Here is a 15783-nt window from a genome sequence, read left to right as displayed (position 1 = left end):
CCATCTTTGCTGTCTCTAGGATATAATTCCCCCGCTACATTTGTTTACCAAAACAAAACCTTTTGATTACATACGCCGGCCAAGTACCGGCAGAGCTATGCCCTCCCGAGGTAGGCTCACCCCAAGGAAGTCATGTCATGAGCCAAGAAAAAATCCATATCAAGGACGTCACACCAGCCACCGGCAAGCCCAAAACCCAAAAGGGGAAAACCGATCGCTTCAATCCCAGCAACCGGATTTACGTCCGCGCCGCCAAGGGGGCATACCAACGCCTACGGCGCAAAATGGGCTGGCTGCTGATGCTGTTGTTCACCGGCATACCGTGGATCCCCTACGGTGAACGCCAAGCCATCCTGCTCGATATCGGCAGCCAACAGTTCCACTTCTTCGGCACCACCCTCTGGCCGCAGGATCTCACCTTGCTCGCGATCCTTTTCATGATTGCCGCCTTCGCCCTGTTCTTCATCACCACCTTCCTCGGCCGGATCTGGTGCGGCTACTTTTGCCCGCAAACAGTCTGGACGTTTATCTATATCTGGTTCGAGGAAAAACTGGAGGGGCCGGCCAACAAACGCCGCAAGCAAGACAGCCTGCCGCTCACCGGCAAACTGCTAGGCCGCAAGGCACTCAAGCATTTGGCCTGGATAGCCGTTGCCCTCGCCACCGGACTGACCTTCGTCGGCTATTTCGTCCCCATCAAGGCTCTGGCTCTCGAACTTCTCACCCTCCAGGCCAGTTTCTGGGCTTCCTTCTGGGTGCTGTTCTTTGCCGCCTGCACCTATGCCAATGCCGGCTGGATGCGGTCAATCGTCTGTATCCACATGTGCCCTTACGCCCGCTTCCAGTCCGCCATGTTCGACAAGGACACCTATATCGTCGGCTATGACGGCAGCCGCGGCGAGGTCAGGGGCCCCCGTTCACGCAAGCAAGATCCGGCCTCACTCGGGCTCGGCGACTGCATCGACTGCAACATCTGCGTCCAAGTCTGCCCAACCGGTATCGATATCCGTGACGGCCTGCAATATGAATGCATCAACTGCGGAGCCTGCGTTGACGCCTGTGATGAAACCATGGCCAAAATGGGCTACCCCCAACGCCTGATCAGCTACACCACCGAACACAGGCTCGGCGGAAAGCACACCCAGATCATACGTCCAAAATTAATCGGGTACGGGGCCGTGATGGGGATCATGATCGGTCTGTTCTTCTACCTGCTGGCCGCAATCCAGCCGATGGGGCTTGACGTACTGCGCGATCGCAACCAACTGTTCAAGGTCAACAGTGAAGGGCTGATCGAAAATACCTATACCCTAAAGATCCTCAACAAGACCCAGCATCCGGAACACTACCGACTATCAGTCGAAGGACTAGAGGAAATAGAGTGGTACGGACCGGACAAGGCCAACTTAGCCCCGGGCGAAATACTGGCACTGCCAGTCAGCCTCGGGGTTGATCCCTACCTGCTCAACGCCCCAGTTGCCGATATCCGCTTCACCCTGACCCGCATTCGGGATGGTGCCAGCATTACCACCGAAAGCCGCTTCATCAGCAAGCTCTAACGCTAATACAACCCGACTACCGGATTGCCCATGCCCGCGCTCTGCAATCCGGTAGCTTGGGTATATAATTGCCCCATTACCCCGTTCCGGAAGATCCCATGTCACAGACAGACCCATTCAGTTTCGCCGACCTCAGCCCCGATCTGCTACTCGATGCCCTCGACAGCGTCGGGATCCGAGCCGAGTCAGGCCTACTCGCACTCAACAGCTATGAGAACCGGGTATACCAGTTCATGGCCGAAGACGGTGCCCGCTACGTCACCAAATTCTACCGCCCGCAGCGCTGGAGCGATGCCCAGATCGCTGAGGAGCATCAGTTCACCCTTGAACTGGCCGAGCAGGAGGTTCCGGTTGCTGCACCCATCATGCTCGGTGGCGAGACGCTTCACCACTATCAAGGCTACCGCTTTGCCCTGTTCCCGAGCCTCGGCGGCCGCCAGTTCGAAGTCGACAACCTCGACCAACTCGAGGGGGTCGGACGTTTCCTCGGCCGGGTCCACCGCGCAGGACAGAAACAAGTATTCACCGCGCGCCCGACCATCGGCGTCGAGGAATACCTTCACCAGCCTCGCAAGCTGCTCGAAAACGCAGACTTTATCCCCGATCACCTCAAGACGGCTTTCTTTGCCGATCTTGATACCCTGATCCGCGAGATTGAAGGCCATTGGCATACCCAGTGGCAACCCATCCGCCTCCACGGCGACTGCCATCCAGGCAATATCCTGTGGCGTGACGGACCGCTATTTGTCGATCTCGACGATGCACGTAATGGTCCGGCAATCCAAGATTTATGGATGCTCCTAAGCGGTGAGCGCCACGAGCAAATCGTCCAGCTAGACACCCTGCTCGAGGCCTACAGCGAATTTGCCGATTTTGACCAACAGCAATTGAAACTGATCGAACCATTGCGCGGTCTTAGAATGGTGCACTACATGGCTTGGCTGGCCAAACGCTGGGATGACCCGGCTTTCCCGCAGGCCTTCCCGTGGTTCGCCGATGCCAAATACTGGGAAGGACAGGTCCTTGCCTTCAAGGAACAGCTTGCTGCACTCAACGAGCCCCCATTGCAACTGATGCCGCAATGGTAATAATGGGCATAATAAAACGGAGAAATAGCCTCGAGTTATTTCAAACCTTTACTAGGGAGTAAATCGAAAAATGCTTAAGAAAATCCTCGCGTTCGCAGGTATTGCGCTATTGTCACTATCCGCCCACGCGGCCAAGTTCACCGAGGGCGACTACTACAAGGTTCTGGATATGCAAAAATCCAGCACCCCGCTCGTCACCGAGTACTTCTCCTACTTCTGCCCTCACTGCAACGGCTTCCAGCCGGTGATCGCACAGCTCAAGAAAAACCTGCCTGACAACGCCAAGCTGCAGAAAAACCACGTTTCCTTCATGGGTGGCCCAATGGGCAAATCCATGAGCAAGGCCTATGCCACCGCCGTGGTACTGGGTATCGAGGACAAAATGACCCCGGTGCTGTTCAACCGTATCCACACAATGAACAAGCCACCGCGCAACGACGCTGAAATCCGCCAGATCTTCATCGACGAGGGCGTGAAGGCAGAAGATTTCGACAATGCCTTCAACAGCTTCGCCGTCAACTCCATGGTCAACCGCTTCAACAAGTCATTCCAGGACAGCGGCCTGACCGGGGTACCGGCAATCATCGTCAACAACAAGTACCTCGTCGAAGCCGGCAAGGTCAAATCTGTCGACGAGTACTTCGAGCTGGTCAACTACCTGCTGACCAAGTAACCGAACGCAGTCTGCGATAACGAAAAGGCCCTTATGGGCCTTTTTTGTTTTATTTACCGCTACAGAAACGCACTACACCGCTTCGAGCGTGAGCTGGCGCAGCAGGCGGTCCATTGCCCGGTAGCCGAGCGCCTCGGCCAGATGCCCCCGCTCAATACGCTCGCAACCAGCCAGATCGGCAATGGTTCGCGCTACCTTGATGATCCGGTGATAAGCCCGCACCGACAGCCCCAGCTGGTGGAGGGCGTTCTCCAAAAACTCGGCATCCTCGCGCACCAAGGCGCAGTGGCGATCCAGCTCTCGAGTCGATAGCAGGGCGTTGACCTTGCCCGCTCGCTGCTCCATCACCCCGCGGGCCTCGCGTACCCGCTCCCGGATCACCTTGCTCGGCTCTCCCCGATCACCGCCTTCGGCCAAGGTTCCCCGGGGCAGGGCGGGGATCTCTATCGACATATCGAACCGGTCAAGCAACGGCCCGGAGAGGCGGCCGAGATAACGCAGGATCACCTGCGGGTTGGTTCTGGCCTGGCTGCCCTCGTAGTAGCCCGTCGGGCTCGGGTTGAGCGCCCCGATTAACTGGAACCGGGCAGGGAAGGTCGCCTTGCTGGCCGCCCGCGAGATCACAATCTCCCCGGACTCCAACGGTTCACGCAGGGAATCGAGCACCTTGCGCTCGAACTCCGGCATTTCGTCGAGGAACAAGATCCCGTTGTGAGCAAGGGAAATCTCCCCCGGCCGCGGGATCGAGCCGCCCCCAACCAAGGCCGCCATCGAACTCGAATGGTGTGGGGTACGAAACGGCCGCTGCCGCCAGTTGCCGGCATGGATGCTCTGCTGGGTAAGCGACGCCACCGCCGCGGTTTCCAAAGCCTCCTCAACGGCCATTTCGGGCAACAAATCACACAACCGCGATGCCAGCATGGTCTTGCCGGTTCCTGGCGGACCAAGAAACAAAAGGTTATGGCCACCCGCCGCAGCGATTTCCAGTGCCCGCTTGCCCTGTTGCTGACCAATGATATCCTGCATATCGCGCTCCGGCCGATTATCACACGGCCTTGGGGTGGGCTCGGTCTGTGCCAAGGCCAATGCCTCCTGTCCGCACAGGTAGCCGCAAACAGCCACCAGCGAGGGAGCCGATTTATGTAACTCCTTGCCGACCAAAGCCACCTGATCGCCGTTGCTATCGGGCACAATCAGGCAGCGTCCGGCTTTCTTGGCGGCCAAGGCCGCAGGCAATGCCCCCTTGACCGGGCGCAATTCACCAGACAGGGCAAGCTCACCCAAGAACTCGATTTCCTGTAGCTTGTTAGCCGGAACCTGTCCCGAGGCAGCCAGAATTCCAAGGGCGATCGGCAAGTCGAACCGACCGCCTTCCTTGGGTAAGTCGGCAGGGGCAAGGTTGACGGTGATCCTTCGTGACGGGAACTCAAACCCGGCATTGACGATCGCGCTGCGGACGCGATCCTTGGCTTCCTTGACGCTGGTCTCCGGCAAGCCGACAAGCGCCAATGCGGGCATCCCATTGCTGATATGCACCTCCACGGTCACCGTCGGCGCCTCGACCCCGACGCAGGCACGGCTGTGAATAATGGCAAGGTTCATATTTACCCATCCTGTTGATAAAGCAGACATCTAAGTTAATGAAAAAAATAAAATAAGTTTCACTATTAGCCTATTTATGCAAACAAAGTGAAAAATAATTTGCATTTTTTGCTTGTCATGTGAGGAATGTCTGTGTTAACACTAGGGCAACACAACGTCGCAACATAAAAACCGGACAGACAGTCGATGCTATTTTCCGCCAATGCCCTGCAACTCATTATCAGCGTCATCGTGGTGCTTATTACACCGCGAGGGGGGCGTTCAGGCGTAAATTAGCAACAATACGGCATACGCGACCAGCCCCCAAGCCAATCGGCAAGGGGGCTTTTTTTTGGACGAAAATACGCATATTGCCGACATAACAAACAACCATGAGCACGTCGCAAGCAAGGAATCAAAGGGAGAGCAGCGATGACGGGAGCAGAATTAGTCGTAAGGGCGCTGCAGCAGCAGGGGATCACAACCGTATTCGGGTATCCGGGCGGGGCAATCATGCCCATTTACGATGCCCTCTATGACGGCGGGGTAGAGCACATCCTCTGCCGCCACGAACAAGGGGCAGCCATGGCAGCCATCGGCATGGCCAGAGCCACCCAGGAGGTCGCCGTCTGCATGGCAACCTCCGGACCGGGTGCAACCAACCTGGTCACCGGCCTCGCCGACGCCTTCCTCGACTCCGTCCCGCTGGTGGCAATCACCGGTCAGGTCGCCAGCCACTACATCGGGACCGATGCCTTCCAGGAAATGGATGTTATTGGCATGTCGCTGGCCTGTACCAAGCACAGCTACCTGGTTACCGACATCGAAGATCTGGCACCAACACTGGCCGAGGCCTTCGAGGTCGCCAAGGCGGGCAGGCCCGGGCCGGTCATCGTCGACATCGCCAAGGACGTTCAGATCGCCACCGCACCAGAAGGCATCTTGCCCCCGATCACCCCGCCGCCAGTACCCAAGCCGTCCGCGGAGCAGATTGCCGCAGCCCAGCAATTGATGGCCTCCAGCCTGCGCCCGGTCATGTACGTCGGAGGCGGGGTACAACTGGCCAAGGCCACCGATACCGTTCGCCACTTCCTGGCCCTCAATCCGATGCCGTCAGTCAGCACCCTCAAGGGGCTCGGTACTATCGACCGCCATAATCCCCACTATCTCGGGATGCTGGGGATGCACGGCACCAAGGCTGCCAACCTTGCGGTGCAGGAATGCGATTTGCTGATCGCCGTGGGAGCCCGGTTCGACGATCGGGTAACCGGCAAATTGGAAACTTTCGCTCCCCATGCCAAGGTGATCCACATCGACATCGACGCGGCCGAGTTCAACAAACTACGCCACGCCCATGCCCCATTACGCGGCGATATCAACGCCCTGCTGCCACAACTCGAGCTGGGCCGGGATATCTCACCCTGGCTCGCACACTGCGACGACCTGCGCCAACAGGGCAAGTGGCGTTACGACCACCCCGGCGATCAGATCTACGCCCCGCTGCTGCTCAAGCAGCTGTCGGACATGATGCCTGACAGCACGGTGATCGCCACCGATGTCGGCCAACACCAGATGTGGTCGGCACAGCATATCCAGCCACGGGCCCCGCAAAACTACCTGACCTCAGCGGGCCTTGGGACCATGGGATTCGGCCTGCCCGCCGCGATGGGAGCCAAGGTTGCCCGCCCTGACGACGAGGCCATCCTGATCACCGGCGATGGCTCATTCATGATGAACATCCAGGAACTCGGGACCCTCAAGCGGCGCCAGATCCCGGTAAAAATGGTTCTGCTCAACAACCAGCGACTGGGGATGGTGCGCCAGTGGCAGTCACTGTTCTTCGACGGCCGCCACAGCGAGACCATCCTCGACGACAACCCGGATTTCGTGACGCTCGCCAGCGCCTTCGGGATCCCTGGCAGAACCATCACCAGCAAGGCGGAAGTCGAACCTGCCCTGCGTGAGATGCTGGCCAGCCCCACCCCTTACCTACTCGAGGTACAGATCTCAGAAGAAGAAAATGTGTGGCCGCTGGTACCGCCGGGCGCCGCCAACCAAGATATGCTGGAGAACTCTTAATGGACAGATATTTGCTCGACATCAAAGCGGATGATAAGCCAGTATTACTAGAACGGATCCTGCGCGTGATCCGGCACCGGGGCTTTGTGATCAAACAAGTCAATGCCACCCAGAACCACGAAAGCAAGATCGCCAGCATCGAGATCCTCGTTGACAGCGACCGCCCGATCACCACGCTGATCAACCAGATTGAGAAACTCTGGGATATCCGTACCGTCGACACCACCCTGGTAGCAAACCAAGACTAGTTTTTAAGGAAGGAACAAACATGGCCAATACAGCGGAGTACATTTGGTTTAACGGTGAAATGATGCCTTGGGGTGATGCCAAGGTCCACGTCCTGACCCATGCCATGCACTACGGCACCTCGGTGTTCGAGGGCATCCGGTGCTACGACACCCCCAAGGGCCCGGCGGTATTCCGCCACAAGGAGCACATGGACCGGCTTCTGAACTCGGCCAAGATCTACCGCTTCCCAATCCCCTACAATAGCGACGAGCTGATGGAAACCTGCCGCGAGACGCTGCGTGCCAACAAGCTGCGCTCGGCCTATATCCGACCACTGGCGTTTGTCGGCAATGTCGGGCTCGGGGTCTGCCCGCCCGAGGGCACCGAAATGGAAGTCATTGTTGCCGCTTTCCCTTGGGGCTCATACCTTGGCGAGGAGGCGCTAGAGAGCGGGGTGGATGCCATGATTTCCAGCTGGCACCGGGCCGCACCGAATACAATCCCGACCGCGGCAAAGGCCGGCGGCAACTACCTCTCATCGCTGCTGGTCGGCGGCGAGGCGAGGCGCCACGGCTACGCCGAAGGGATCGCCCTAAGCGTCGACGGCTACCTCTCGGAGGGGGCCGGGGAGAATCTGTTCGTGGTCAGGGGGAATATCCTGTCTACCCCGCCAACCACCAGCGCCATCCTGCCGGGGATCACCCGCGATAGCGTCATGACTCTGGCCGCCGAACTAGGCTATGAGGTACGCGAGGAAAATATCGCCCGCGAGGCGCTCTACCTTGCCGACGAGATCTTCATGACCGGTACCGCCGCCGAAATCGTCCCGGTCCGCAGCGTCGACCGCATCACCATCGGCGAGGGCAAACGCGGGCCCATCACCGAGGCGATCCAGTCGGCCTATTTCGGCCTGTTCAACGGCACCACCGAGGACAAGTGGGGCTGGCTAGACTACGTCTACCCAGAACAATAACCCAACCCAATCACTATACCGGCCCTTCATATGGCTCGAGGGGCCGGACGAGCAATGTAGCAAAAGGATTTTCGTTATGCCCAAGTACCGTTCTGCCACCACCACCCATGGCCGCAATATGGCCGGAGCCCGCGCCCTGTGGCGTGCCACCGGCGTCAAAGATGAAGATTTCGGCAAGCCGATCATTGCGGTGGTCAATTCCTTTACCCAGTTCGTACCCGGCCATGTCCACCTCAAGGATCTCGGCCAGCTGGTGGCCCGAGAAATCGAAGCAGCAGGCGGTATCGCCAAAGAATTCAATACCATTGCCGTCGACGACGGCATCGCGATGGGCCACGGCGGGATGCTCTACTCACTGCCGTCGCGCGAGCTCATCGCCGACTCGGTGGAATACATGGTCAACGCCCACTGTGCCGATGCCATGGTCTGCATTTCCAATTGCGACAAAATCACCCCGGGAATGCTGATGGCCTCGATGCGCCTCAACATCCCGGTGATTTTCGTGTCCGGCGGGCCGATGGAGGCCGGCAAGACCAAACTCTCGGATCAGATCCTCAAGCTCGATCTGGTCGACGCCATGATCCAAGGCGCGGATCCCACCGTTTCCGATGCCCAGAGCGAGCAGATCGAACGATCAGCCTGCCCGACCTGCGGCTCGTGCTCGGGGATGTTCACCGCCAACTCGATGAACTGCCTGACCGAGGCACTAGGACTGAGCCAGCCGGGCAACGGCTCTCTGCTCGCCACCCATGCCGATCGCGAGCAGCTCTTCCTCAAGGCGGGCCGCCGCATTGTCGAGCTGACCAAGCGCTATTACGAGCAGGACGATGCCAGCGCGCTGCCCCGCAGCATTGCCACCAAGCAGGCTTTCGAAAACGCCATGGCGCTGGATATCGCGATGGGCGGCTCGACCAATACCGTCCTGCACCTGCTCGCCGCGGCCCAAGAAGGTGAGGTCGACTTCACCATGACCGACATCGACCGGATGTCGCGCAGGGTACCGCACCTGTGCAAGGTAGCCCCGTCGACCCAGCAATACCACATGGAGGACGTGCACCGGGCTGGCGGGGTGATCGGCATCCTCGGCGAGCTTGACCGCGCAGGCCTGCTCCACAGCGACTGCTTCAACGTACTCGGCGAGACGCTGGCCGATACCCTCGCGCACTATGACATCGTCCTCACCCAGTCGGAGGAGGTGAAACGCTTCTTCCGCGCCGGGCCTGCCGGGATCCGCACCACGCAGGCCTTTTCGCAGGAGTGCCGCTGGGAGAGCCTCGACGATGACCGCAAACACGGCTGTATCCGCCGCAAAGAGCACGCCTTCAGCCAAGACGGCGGGCTGGCGGTACTGTCCGGCAACATGGCCCTAGATGGCTGTATCGTCAAGACAGCCGGGGTTGATGAGAGCTGCCTGACATTCACCGGCCCGGCGATTGTCTTCGAGAGCCAGGAAACGGCGGTCGAAGGCATTCTCGGCGGCAAGGTGAAAGCGGGCGACGTGGTGGTGATCCGCTACGAAGGGCCGAAGGGCGGGCCGGGGATGCAGGAGATGCTCTATCCGACCACCTATCTCAAGTCGATGGGACTGGGCAAGGAATGCGCCCTGATCACCGACGGCCGTTTCTCCGGCGGCACCAGCGGCCTGTCAATCGGCCACGTCTCACCGGAAGCGGCAAACGGCGGTACTATCGGCCTGATAGAGGACGGCGATACCATCGCCATCGATATTCCCAACCGCAGCATCGAGCTGGAGGTAGATGCCGAGACCCTGGCACGCCGCCACCAACAGGCCGAGCAACACGGCTGGAAGCCACGCGACCGCCAGCGCACCGTCTCTTTTGCCCTGCGCGCCTATGCCAACCTCGCCACCAGCGCCGACAAGGGCGCGGTCCGCGACAAATCGAAACTGGAAGGGTAACGGATGATGAACCAAGCAACCCAGACAGCACCGGTTCCTGCACCCAGCGGTGCCGAATACCTGCGCGATATTCTACGGGCCCCGGTCTACGAGGTCGCACAAGTCACCCCGCTGCAAGCCATGGGCCGTCTCTCGGCACGGAGCGGCAACCATATCCAGCTCAAGCGCGAAGACCGCCAGCCGGTCCACTCGTTCAAACTGCGCGGGGCCTACAACATGATGTCCCAGCTCAACGAAGCCCAACGTCAAGCCGGGGTTATTGCCGCCTCGGCAGGCAACCATGCCCAAGGCCTGGCGCTGTCCGGCAAGCAGCTCGGAGTCAAGGCGACGATCGTCATGCCGCGCACCACTCCGGATATCAAGGTCGATGCGGTACGCGGCTTTGGCGGCAAGGTGGTACTCCACGGCAGCAATTTCGACGAGGCCAAAGCCCATGCCGAACAACTGGCCTCCCAGCACGGTTTCACTTTCATCCCGCCCTTCGACCACCCGTCGGTGATTGCCGGGCAGGGAACCATCGGGGTTGAGCTGGTCCAGCAGAACAGTCACCTCGACTATATCTTCGTCCCTGTCGGGGGCGGCGGGCTGGCAGCCGGGATCGCCGTACTGATCAAGCAGCTGATGCCGCAAATCAAGGTGATTGGGGTTGAGGCGGAAGATTCGGCCTGTCTGAGGGCAGCCCTCGACGCCGGCCAACCGGTCACTCTCGACCAAGTCGGGATGTTTGCCGATGGGGTCGCGGTCAAGCGGATCGGCGAGGAGACCTTCCGCCTCTGCCAACAATACCTCGACGACAGCATCACCGTCTCGAGCGACGAAATCTGCTCGGCGGTCAAGGATATCTTCGAGGACACCCGCGCCATCGCCGAGCCATCTGGCGCGCTGTCGCTGGCCGGGCTCAAGAAATATGCCGAGATCCAACAGCTACAAGACAAGCAGCTTGCCGCGATCTTGTCAGGCGCCAACCTCAACTTCCACGGCCTGCGCTACGTCTCCGAGCGCTGCGAGCTGGGGGAGAAACGCGAAGGATTGCTGGCCGTCACCATTCCCGAAAGGCCGGGGGCTTTTCTCGACTTCTGCCACCTGCTCGGGGGCAGGGCCGTCACAGAATTCAACTACCGCTACAACGACGACAGCCTGGCCAATGTCTTTGTCGGGATCCGCCTGCTGCAAGGCCAGGAGGAGCTGGAGGGGATAATCGGCGATCTGCGCAAGGGCGGCTATCCGGTGGTCGACCTCTCCGATGACGAAATGGCCAAGGTCCATGTCCGCTATATGATTGGCGGTCGCCCCTCAAAGCCTCTGACAGAGCGGCTCTACAGCTTTGAGTTCCCGGAATATCCAGGGGCACTTCTCAAGTTCCTCAATACCCTGGGCACCCACTGGAACATCAGCCTGTTCAATTATCGCAATCACGGGGCCGACTACGGGCGGGTACTGTGCGGCTTCGAGCTCGACGATGCGGATTTGCTATCGTTCACCAGCCACCTGAGAAAATTGGGCTACCACTGGAAAGACGAAACCGGTAATCCCGCCTACCGCTTTTTCCTCGCCCAATAAAAAAACCGCCCGGCCTGCAACAAGCAGGCCGGGCGGTTTTTCAAAACCTATCGGCGATCACACCAATTTTCACGCAGGGCAATAACCTAGCAGCCGTTTTCTCACTTTTCTTCCGCGCCGCTCAGTTTAGGCGGAGACAAAAAGCCGACACAAGCCTTCAACTGGCTAATATTGCTGGCCAACAGCTGAGAACGAAGTGGTTCCGGCAACTGGTTGTACAGGGAAGTCAACTGCCAGATATCATCGGCAATCGCCTCATCATTACCCTGTTGAGGGTAATCCGTCACAAACCAGCCAAGCGAACGATCTGTCAATTCGGCCAATTTGAGCAAGGTCGAGATCCGGGGCTCTGTCTTCCCAGATTCAAGATCCAAATATGTCTGCCGCGCCATGTCCAAATACTTGGCCATCGCGACCTGGGAAATACCTTTCCACTCGCGCGCTTCCTTTATTCGTTGAGCGATCTGCGGCTTTGCGATTTCCATCCAGCCCCCCTTGTAACCCACACTGATTGCAATTATTGCTGAGATCTGACGGCAACAAGGCCCGATCATCGACAAAAAATCCTCAGAAAACGAGGGATTATCCATCAGCAACCAAGGATTGGACGAACCAGATAAAGGCAAAACGTGAAGCTAGGCATTCCTTGAATGCAAAACCAGACACCTATTTTCTATTTATGCACACATTTCTTTGCATGCGTGTACACACATGCAGCAAATGTTACTTGTCACGCTGGGTGAGAGCCCGGGTGTATTCGGCCATAAAACCCGCCAAATTGATGCTTTGTTGCAATATCACATTGCGGGCAGAGTGGGGCAGACGGCTGAAGTACTGCAATAGGCGGTCTATCTCCTCCTTGTATTCGCTCTCCAATATTTCAATCCCCTCATCACCGTAGACAAACCATGTCAGCGGCCGCTCGGTAATTTCGGAGATCTCAGAAAGCATCCGCACTTTAGGCTCTGTCTTACCCGTTTCAAGATCAAGGTATGTCTGGCGCGCAACTTTTAGCTGCTGAGCCATATGAACCTGGGTCAGCCCCTTCCATTCCCTTGCCTCTTTGATACGTGCTGCAATTTGGATTTTCGGATCTGTCATGTCACACCTCCAACAACAGTAAATGGCTTTGCCTAGCTTTGATTACTTGGTTGCACAACATAAGCCAACTTCTCACCACCAACACAAAACAAACAAAAACAGAAGGTTAAGTGCGTAGACATCTCAACCGGTTGTAATTTGGTTTGCAATAAGTGACAAGCCTGCCTGTCTTTTCAATTTCGCAAAAAAAACGTCATGACAGTCTAGAGAGTAGACAGCGCTCCTTGGGACAGAGACTAAAAAGGCACCTTACGGTGCCTTTTCTTACTATTGATACGCCATATCACTCCACGGTGACGGCCTTGGCCAAGTTGCGGGGCTGGTCAACATCCGTCCCTTTGATAAGTGCGACATGGTAAGACAGCAGCTGCATCGGGATGGTATAGAAAATAGGAGCAATCAGCTCATCGACCTGAGGCATAGTGATGATCTTCATCCCCTCGCTGGCCTCGAATCCGGCTTCGCTATCGGCAAACACATACAGCAAACCGCCTCGGGCACGAACCTCCTCGATGTTAGACTTAAGCTTTTCCAACAGGTCGTTGGTCGGGGCCACCACGATCACCGGCATATCGGCATCAATCAGCGCCAACGGGCCATGCTTGAGCTCACCGGCGGCATACGCCTCGGCATGGATATAGGATATCTCCTTGAGCTTAAGCGAAGCCTCCACCGCGATCGGGTAGAACTCGCCGCGACCGAGGAACAGGGCATGGTGCTTGTCAGCGAAATCCTCGGCCAGCTGCTCGATAGGCTTGTCGAACGCCAACGCCTTCTCGATTTGGGTCGGCAGGGCATGTAACGTATTAACAATCTCGGTTTCGCGCTCACCGTCGATCAGGCCCTTCTCCTTGCCCAACGCCGTGACGAACATCAGCAAAGTCACCAACTGGGTGGTAAATGCCTTGGTCGAGGCCACGCCGATCTCTGTCCCGGCACGGGTCATGAAGGCCAAGTCCGACTCTCGTACCAGCGACGAGCCCGCCACGTTGCAAATCGTCATTGCCGCCATATAGCCCTTTTCCTTGGCAAGGCGCAGGGCTGCCAGGGTATCCGCCGTCTCGCCGGACTGGGATAGGGTAATCAACAAACTATTCGGACGGGTGACGAACTTGCGGTAGCGGAACTCGGAGGCGATCTCGACATCGCAGCTCACCCCGGTCATCGCCTCGAACCAGTAACGCGCGACCATACCTGCATTGTACGATGTCCCGCAGGCCACAATCTGGATATGCTCGACCTGCTGCAGGATCTCTTTGGCCCCGCTGCCGATACTCTCCACCACCACCGAATGACCTGACAAGCGTCCTTCCATGGTGTTAATCAAGGCGCTTGGCTGCTCGTAAATCTCCTTTTGCATGTAATGGCGGTACTGGCCCTTGTCGGCCGCATCATGCTGCAGATTCGACTCGTGGATCTCACGGCTTACCGGCTGGCCGGCAACATCAAAAATGTTCACCTCGCGGCGGGTGATCTCGGCCACATCGCCTTCTTCCAGGAACATAAAGCGGCGGGTGACGTTGAGCAGTGCCAACTGATCCGAGGCAAGGAAGTTCTCGCCAACCCCAAGGCCAATCACTAGCGGACTGCCGGAGCGGGCAGCAATCACCCGTTCGGGCTGGCGGCGATCCATCACGACGGTGCCGTAGGCGCCTTCCAGCTGGGCAACGGTCTTCTGAACCGCCTCGAGCAGCGAAGAGGCGCTGCGCAGCTCCCACTCCACCAAATGCGCAATCACCTCAGTGTCGGTTTGCGAATGGAACTCATAGCCACGGCCGATCAACAGCTCACGCAATGCCTCATGGTTTTCGATGATCCCGTTATGCACCAATGCAATATCAGCACCGGACATATGCGGGTGGGCATTGACCTCTGACGGTTCACCATGGGTTGCCCAGCGAGTATGGGCGATGCCCGTCCCACCGGCAGGCTCTGCGCTGGCAGCGGCATCGGCCAGTTCCTGCACCTTACCCAAGCGACGGATACGCTGTAGGTTACCCGCCGTATCGACCACTGCCAGACCGGCAGAATCATACCCGCGGTATTCGAGACGACGCAGGCCCTCAATCAGAATTTCAGCCACATCACGCTGCGCAACGGCACCCACAATCCCACACATAATCTTCTCCTAAATGTCTTCGGCGGAGGCGCAGATCACCTGCACCCCATGCTGTTCAATCTGCGCCTTGGCGTCCTCGGCCAAGCCGTCATCGGTGATAAGCGTACTAACCACCTCCCAAGGCAGTTCGAGATTGGGGATCTTGCGCCCAATCTTGCTCGATTCCACCATCACCACCACTTCGCGCGATACCTCGGCCATTACCCGGCTCAATCCCACCAGCTCATTAAACGTTGTCGTCCCCCGAGCGGTATCGATACCATCGGCACCGATAAAAAGCTGATCGAAGTCATACGATCGCAATACGGTTTCTGCAACTTGCCCCTGAAAAGCCTCGGAATGGGGATCCCAAGTGCCGCCCGTCATCAGCAACGTCGGCTCGCTTTCGAGTTCATTGAGGGCATTGGCGACATTGAGCGAGTTGGTCATGACGACAAGGCCATGCTTGTCCCCCAGAAGGCCAATCATGCAGGCCGTCGTGCTACCGCTATCAATGATGATCCGGTTGTGGTCACGGATACGGGCTGCGGCAGCTTTGGCGATAGACAACTTACGAACCGAAACATTTTCTTCCTGTTCACTGACCATCTCACTAGGAATGGCAACGGCCCCGCCGTAACGGCGCAGTAACTGGCCACTTTTTTCCAGCACAGCCAAGTCCTTGCGAATAGTAACTTCAGAAGTTGAGAAATGTTTGGCAAGAGAGTCGACGCTTACCTCACCGTCGAGATTGACCTTGGTGACAATCATATGGCGTCGCTGTTGGGTATTTCGCTTGGTCATCGTTTACGAACTGATACCTTTAAGTTTCGAATTGAAAGAAATGGTAGCAGAATAAAACTTTTTTGATCAACACTGTTCAATTAATTTTTCATGCGAAACAAGCAGGGGCAGGGGCAGGGGC

General features: G+C 57.9%; 13 protein-coding genes. 8 read left to right on the top strand and 5 right to left on the bottom strand.

Annotated features, from left to right (window positions below; all coding sequences use genetic code 11):
• Positions 1-137: 137 nt before the first annotated feature.
• The 3 genes from ccoG (at position 138) to ABT56_RS20370 (ending at position 3320) form a co-directional block, all read left to right on the top strand.
• Positions 138-1559 carry a cytochrome c oxidase accessory protein CcoG gene (gene ccoG, locus ABT56_RS20380; RefSeq protein ID WP_047880768.1) on the top strand — a complete coding sequence of 474 codons (1422 nt, stop codon included), beginning with the start codon at positions 138-140 and terminating at the stop codon, positions 1557-1559.
• A 98-nt stretch (positions 1560-1657) separates the two neighbouring features.
• Positions 1658-2647 (top strand): serine/threonine protein kinase, encoded by a 990-nt coding sequence (locus tag ABT56_RS20375; protein ID WP_047880767.1) that lies wholly within the window; start codon positions 1658-1660, stop codon positions 2645-2647.
• 70 nt (positions 2648-2717) lie between these two features.
• Positions 2718-3320, top strand: a complete 603-nt coding sequence (locus ABT56_RS20370) for a thiol:disulfide interchange protein DsbA/DsbL (protein WP_047880766.1) — start codon at positions 2718-2720, stop codon at positions 3318-3320.
• Positions 3321-3392: 72 nt separating this feature from the next.
• Here ABT56_RS20370 and ABT56_RS20365 read toward each other — a convergent pair whose 3' ends face one another.
• Positions 3393-4922, bottom strand: coding sequence for a YifB family Mg chelatase-like AAA ATPase (locus ABT56_RS20365; RefSeq protein WP_047880765.1), 1530 nt, complete (start codon positions 4920-4922; stop codon positions 3393-3395).
• Positions 4923-5333: 411 nt separating this feature from the next.
• Here ABT56_RS20365 and ilvG point away from each other — a divergent pair, with 411 nt between their 5' ends.
• The 5 genes from ilvG (at position 5334) to ilvA (ending at position 11659) form a co-directional block, all read left to right on the top strand.
• The gene (gene ilvG, locus ABT56_RS20360; RefSeq protein ID WP_047880764.1) at positions 5334-6980 is read left to right on the top strand and encodes an acetolactate synthase 2 catalytic subunit; all 1647 of its coding nucleotides are present in this window, start codon (positions 5334-5336) and stop codon (positions 6978-6980) included.
• Positions 6980-7228: an acetolactate synthase 2 small subunit gene (gene ilvM, locus ABT56_RS20355; protein ID WP_047880763.1), complete on the top strand. Its 249-nt coding sequence runs from the start codon at positions 6980-6982 to the stop codon at positions 7226-7228. The genes ilvG and ilvM overlap by 1 nt, the downstream gene beginning before the upstream one ends.
• Positions 7229-7248: 20 nt before the next feature.
• On the top strand, positions 7249-8181 hold the full coding sequence (locus ABT56_RS20350; protein ID WP_047880762.1) for a branched-chain amino acid transaminase: 933 nt from the start codon (positions 7249-7251) through the stop codon (positions 8179-8181).
• A gap of 76 nt (positions 8182-8257) precedes the next feature.
• Positions 8258-10099: a dihydroxy-acid dehydratase gene (ilvD, locus tag ABT56_RS20345; protein ID WP_047880761.1), complete on the top strand. Its 1842-nt coding sequence runs from the start codon at positions 8258-8260 to the stop codon at positions 10097-10099.
• Between the two features lie 6 nt (positions 10100-10105).
• Positions 10106-11659 (top strand): threonine ammonia-lyase, biosynthetic, encoded by a 1554-nt coding sequence (gene ilvA, locus ABT56_RS20340; protein WP_047880788.1) that lies wholly within the window; start codon positions 10106-10108, stop codon positions 11657-11659.
• Between the two features lie 101 nt (positions 11660-11760).
• Here ilvA and ABT56_RS20335 read toward each other — a convergent pair whose 3' ends face one another.
• The 4 genes from ABT56_RS20335 to ABT56_RS20320 all read right to left on the bottom strand — a co-directional run bounded on the left by ABT56_RS20335 (position 11761) and on the right by ABT56_RS20320 (position 15662).
• Complete coding sequence (locus ABT56_RS20335; protein ID WP_047880760.1) at positions 11761-12144, bottom strand: helix-turn-helix domain-containing protein; 384 nt, start codon at positions 12142-12144, stop codon at positions 11761-11763.
• A gap of 238 nt (positions 12145-12382) precedes the next feature.
• Entirely contained in the window at positions 12383-12760 is a 378-nt protein-coding gene (locus tag ABT56_RS20330) for a helix-turn-helix transcriptional regulator (protein ID WP_047880759.1), read from the bottom strand.
• A 283-nt stretch (positions 12761-13043) separates the two neighbouring features.
• Positions 13044-14879 (bottom strand): glutamine--fructose-6-phosphate transaminase (isomerizing), encoded by a 1836-nt coding sequence (gene glmS / locus ABT56_RS20325; protein WP_047880758.1) that lies wholly within the window; start codon positions 14877-14879, stop codon positions 13044-13046.
• A 9-nt stretch (positions 14880-14888) separates the two neighbouring features.
• The gene (locus ABT56_RS20320) at positions 14889-15662 is read right to left on the bottom strand and encodes a DeoR/GlpR family DNA-binding transcription regulator (protein WP_047880757.1); all 774 of its coding nucleotides are present in this window, start codon (positions 15660-15662) and stop codon (positions 14889-14891) included.
• Positions 15663-15783: the final 121 nt, after the last annotated feature.

This window comes from Photobacterium aquae, assembly GCF_001029445.1.
Lineage (GTDB): Bacteria > Pseudomonadota > Gammaproteobacteria > Enterobacterales > Vibrionaceae > Photobacterium > Photobacterium aquae.
Note: the sequence above shows the minus strand (reverse complement) of the source record. Positions and strands in the feature narration are given on the sequence as shown.

Excerpts from the sequence above, each read along its gene's own strand:
- ccoG (WP_047880768.1), top strand. The coding sequence starts at position 138 with ATGAGCCAAGAAAAAATCCATATCAAGGACGTCACACCAGCCACCGGC.
- ABT56_RS20375 (WP_047880767.1), top strand. The coding sequence starts at position 1,658 with ATGTCACAGACAGACCCATTCAGTTTCGCCGACCTCAGCCCCGATCTG.
- ABT56_RS20370 (WP_047880766.1), top strand. The coding sequence starts at position 2,718 with ATGCTTAAGAAAATCCTCGCGTTCGCAGGTATTGCGCTATTGTCACTA.
- ABT56_RS20365 (WP_047880765.1), bottom strand. The coding sequence starts at position 4,922 with ATGAACCTTGCCATTATTCACAGCCGTGCCTGCGTCGGGGTCGAGGCG.
- ilvG (WP_047880764.1), top strand. The coding sequence starts at position 5,334 with ATGACGGGAGCAGAATTAGTCGTAAGGGCGCTGCAGCAGCAGGGGATC.
- ilvM (WP_047880763.1), top strand. The coding sequence starts at position 6,980 with ATGGACAGATATTTGCTCGACATCAAAGCGGATGATAAGCCAGTATTA.
- ABT56_RS20350 (WP_047880762.1), top strand. The coding sequence starts at position 7,249 with ATGGCCAATACAGCGGAGTACATTTGGTTTAACGGTGAAATGATGCCT.
- ilvD (WP_047880761.1), top strand. The coding sequence starts at position 8,258 with ATGCCCAAGTACCGTTCTGCCACCACCACCCATGGCCGCAATATGGCC.
- ilvA (WP_047880788.1), top strand. The coding sequence starts at position 10,106 with ATGAACCAAGCAACCCAGACAGCACCGGTTCCTGCACCCAGCGGTGCC.
- ABT56_RS20335 (WP_047880760.1), bottom strand. The coding sequence starts at position 12,144 with ATGGAAATCGCAAAGCCGCAGATCGCTCAACGAATAAAGGAAGCGCGC.
- ABT56_RS20330 (WP_047880759.1), bottom strand. The coding sequence starts at position 12,760 with ATGACAGATCCGAAAATCCAAATTGCAGCACGTATCAAAGAGGCAAGG.
- glmS (WP_047880758.1), bottom strand. The coding sequence starts at position 14,879 with ATGTGTGGGATTGTGGGTGCCGTTGCGCAGCGTGATGTGGCTGAAATT.
- ABT56_RS20320 (WP_047880757.1), bottom strand. The coding sequence starts at position 15,662 with ATGACCAAGCGAAATACCCAACAGCGACGCCATATGATTGTCACCAAG.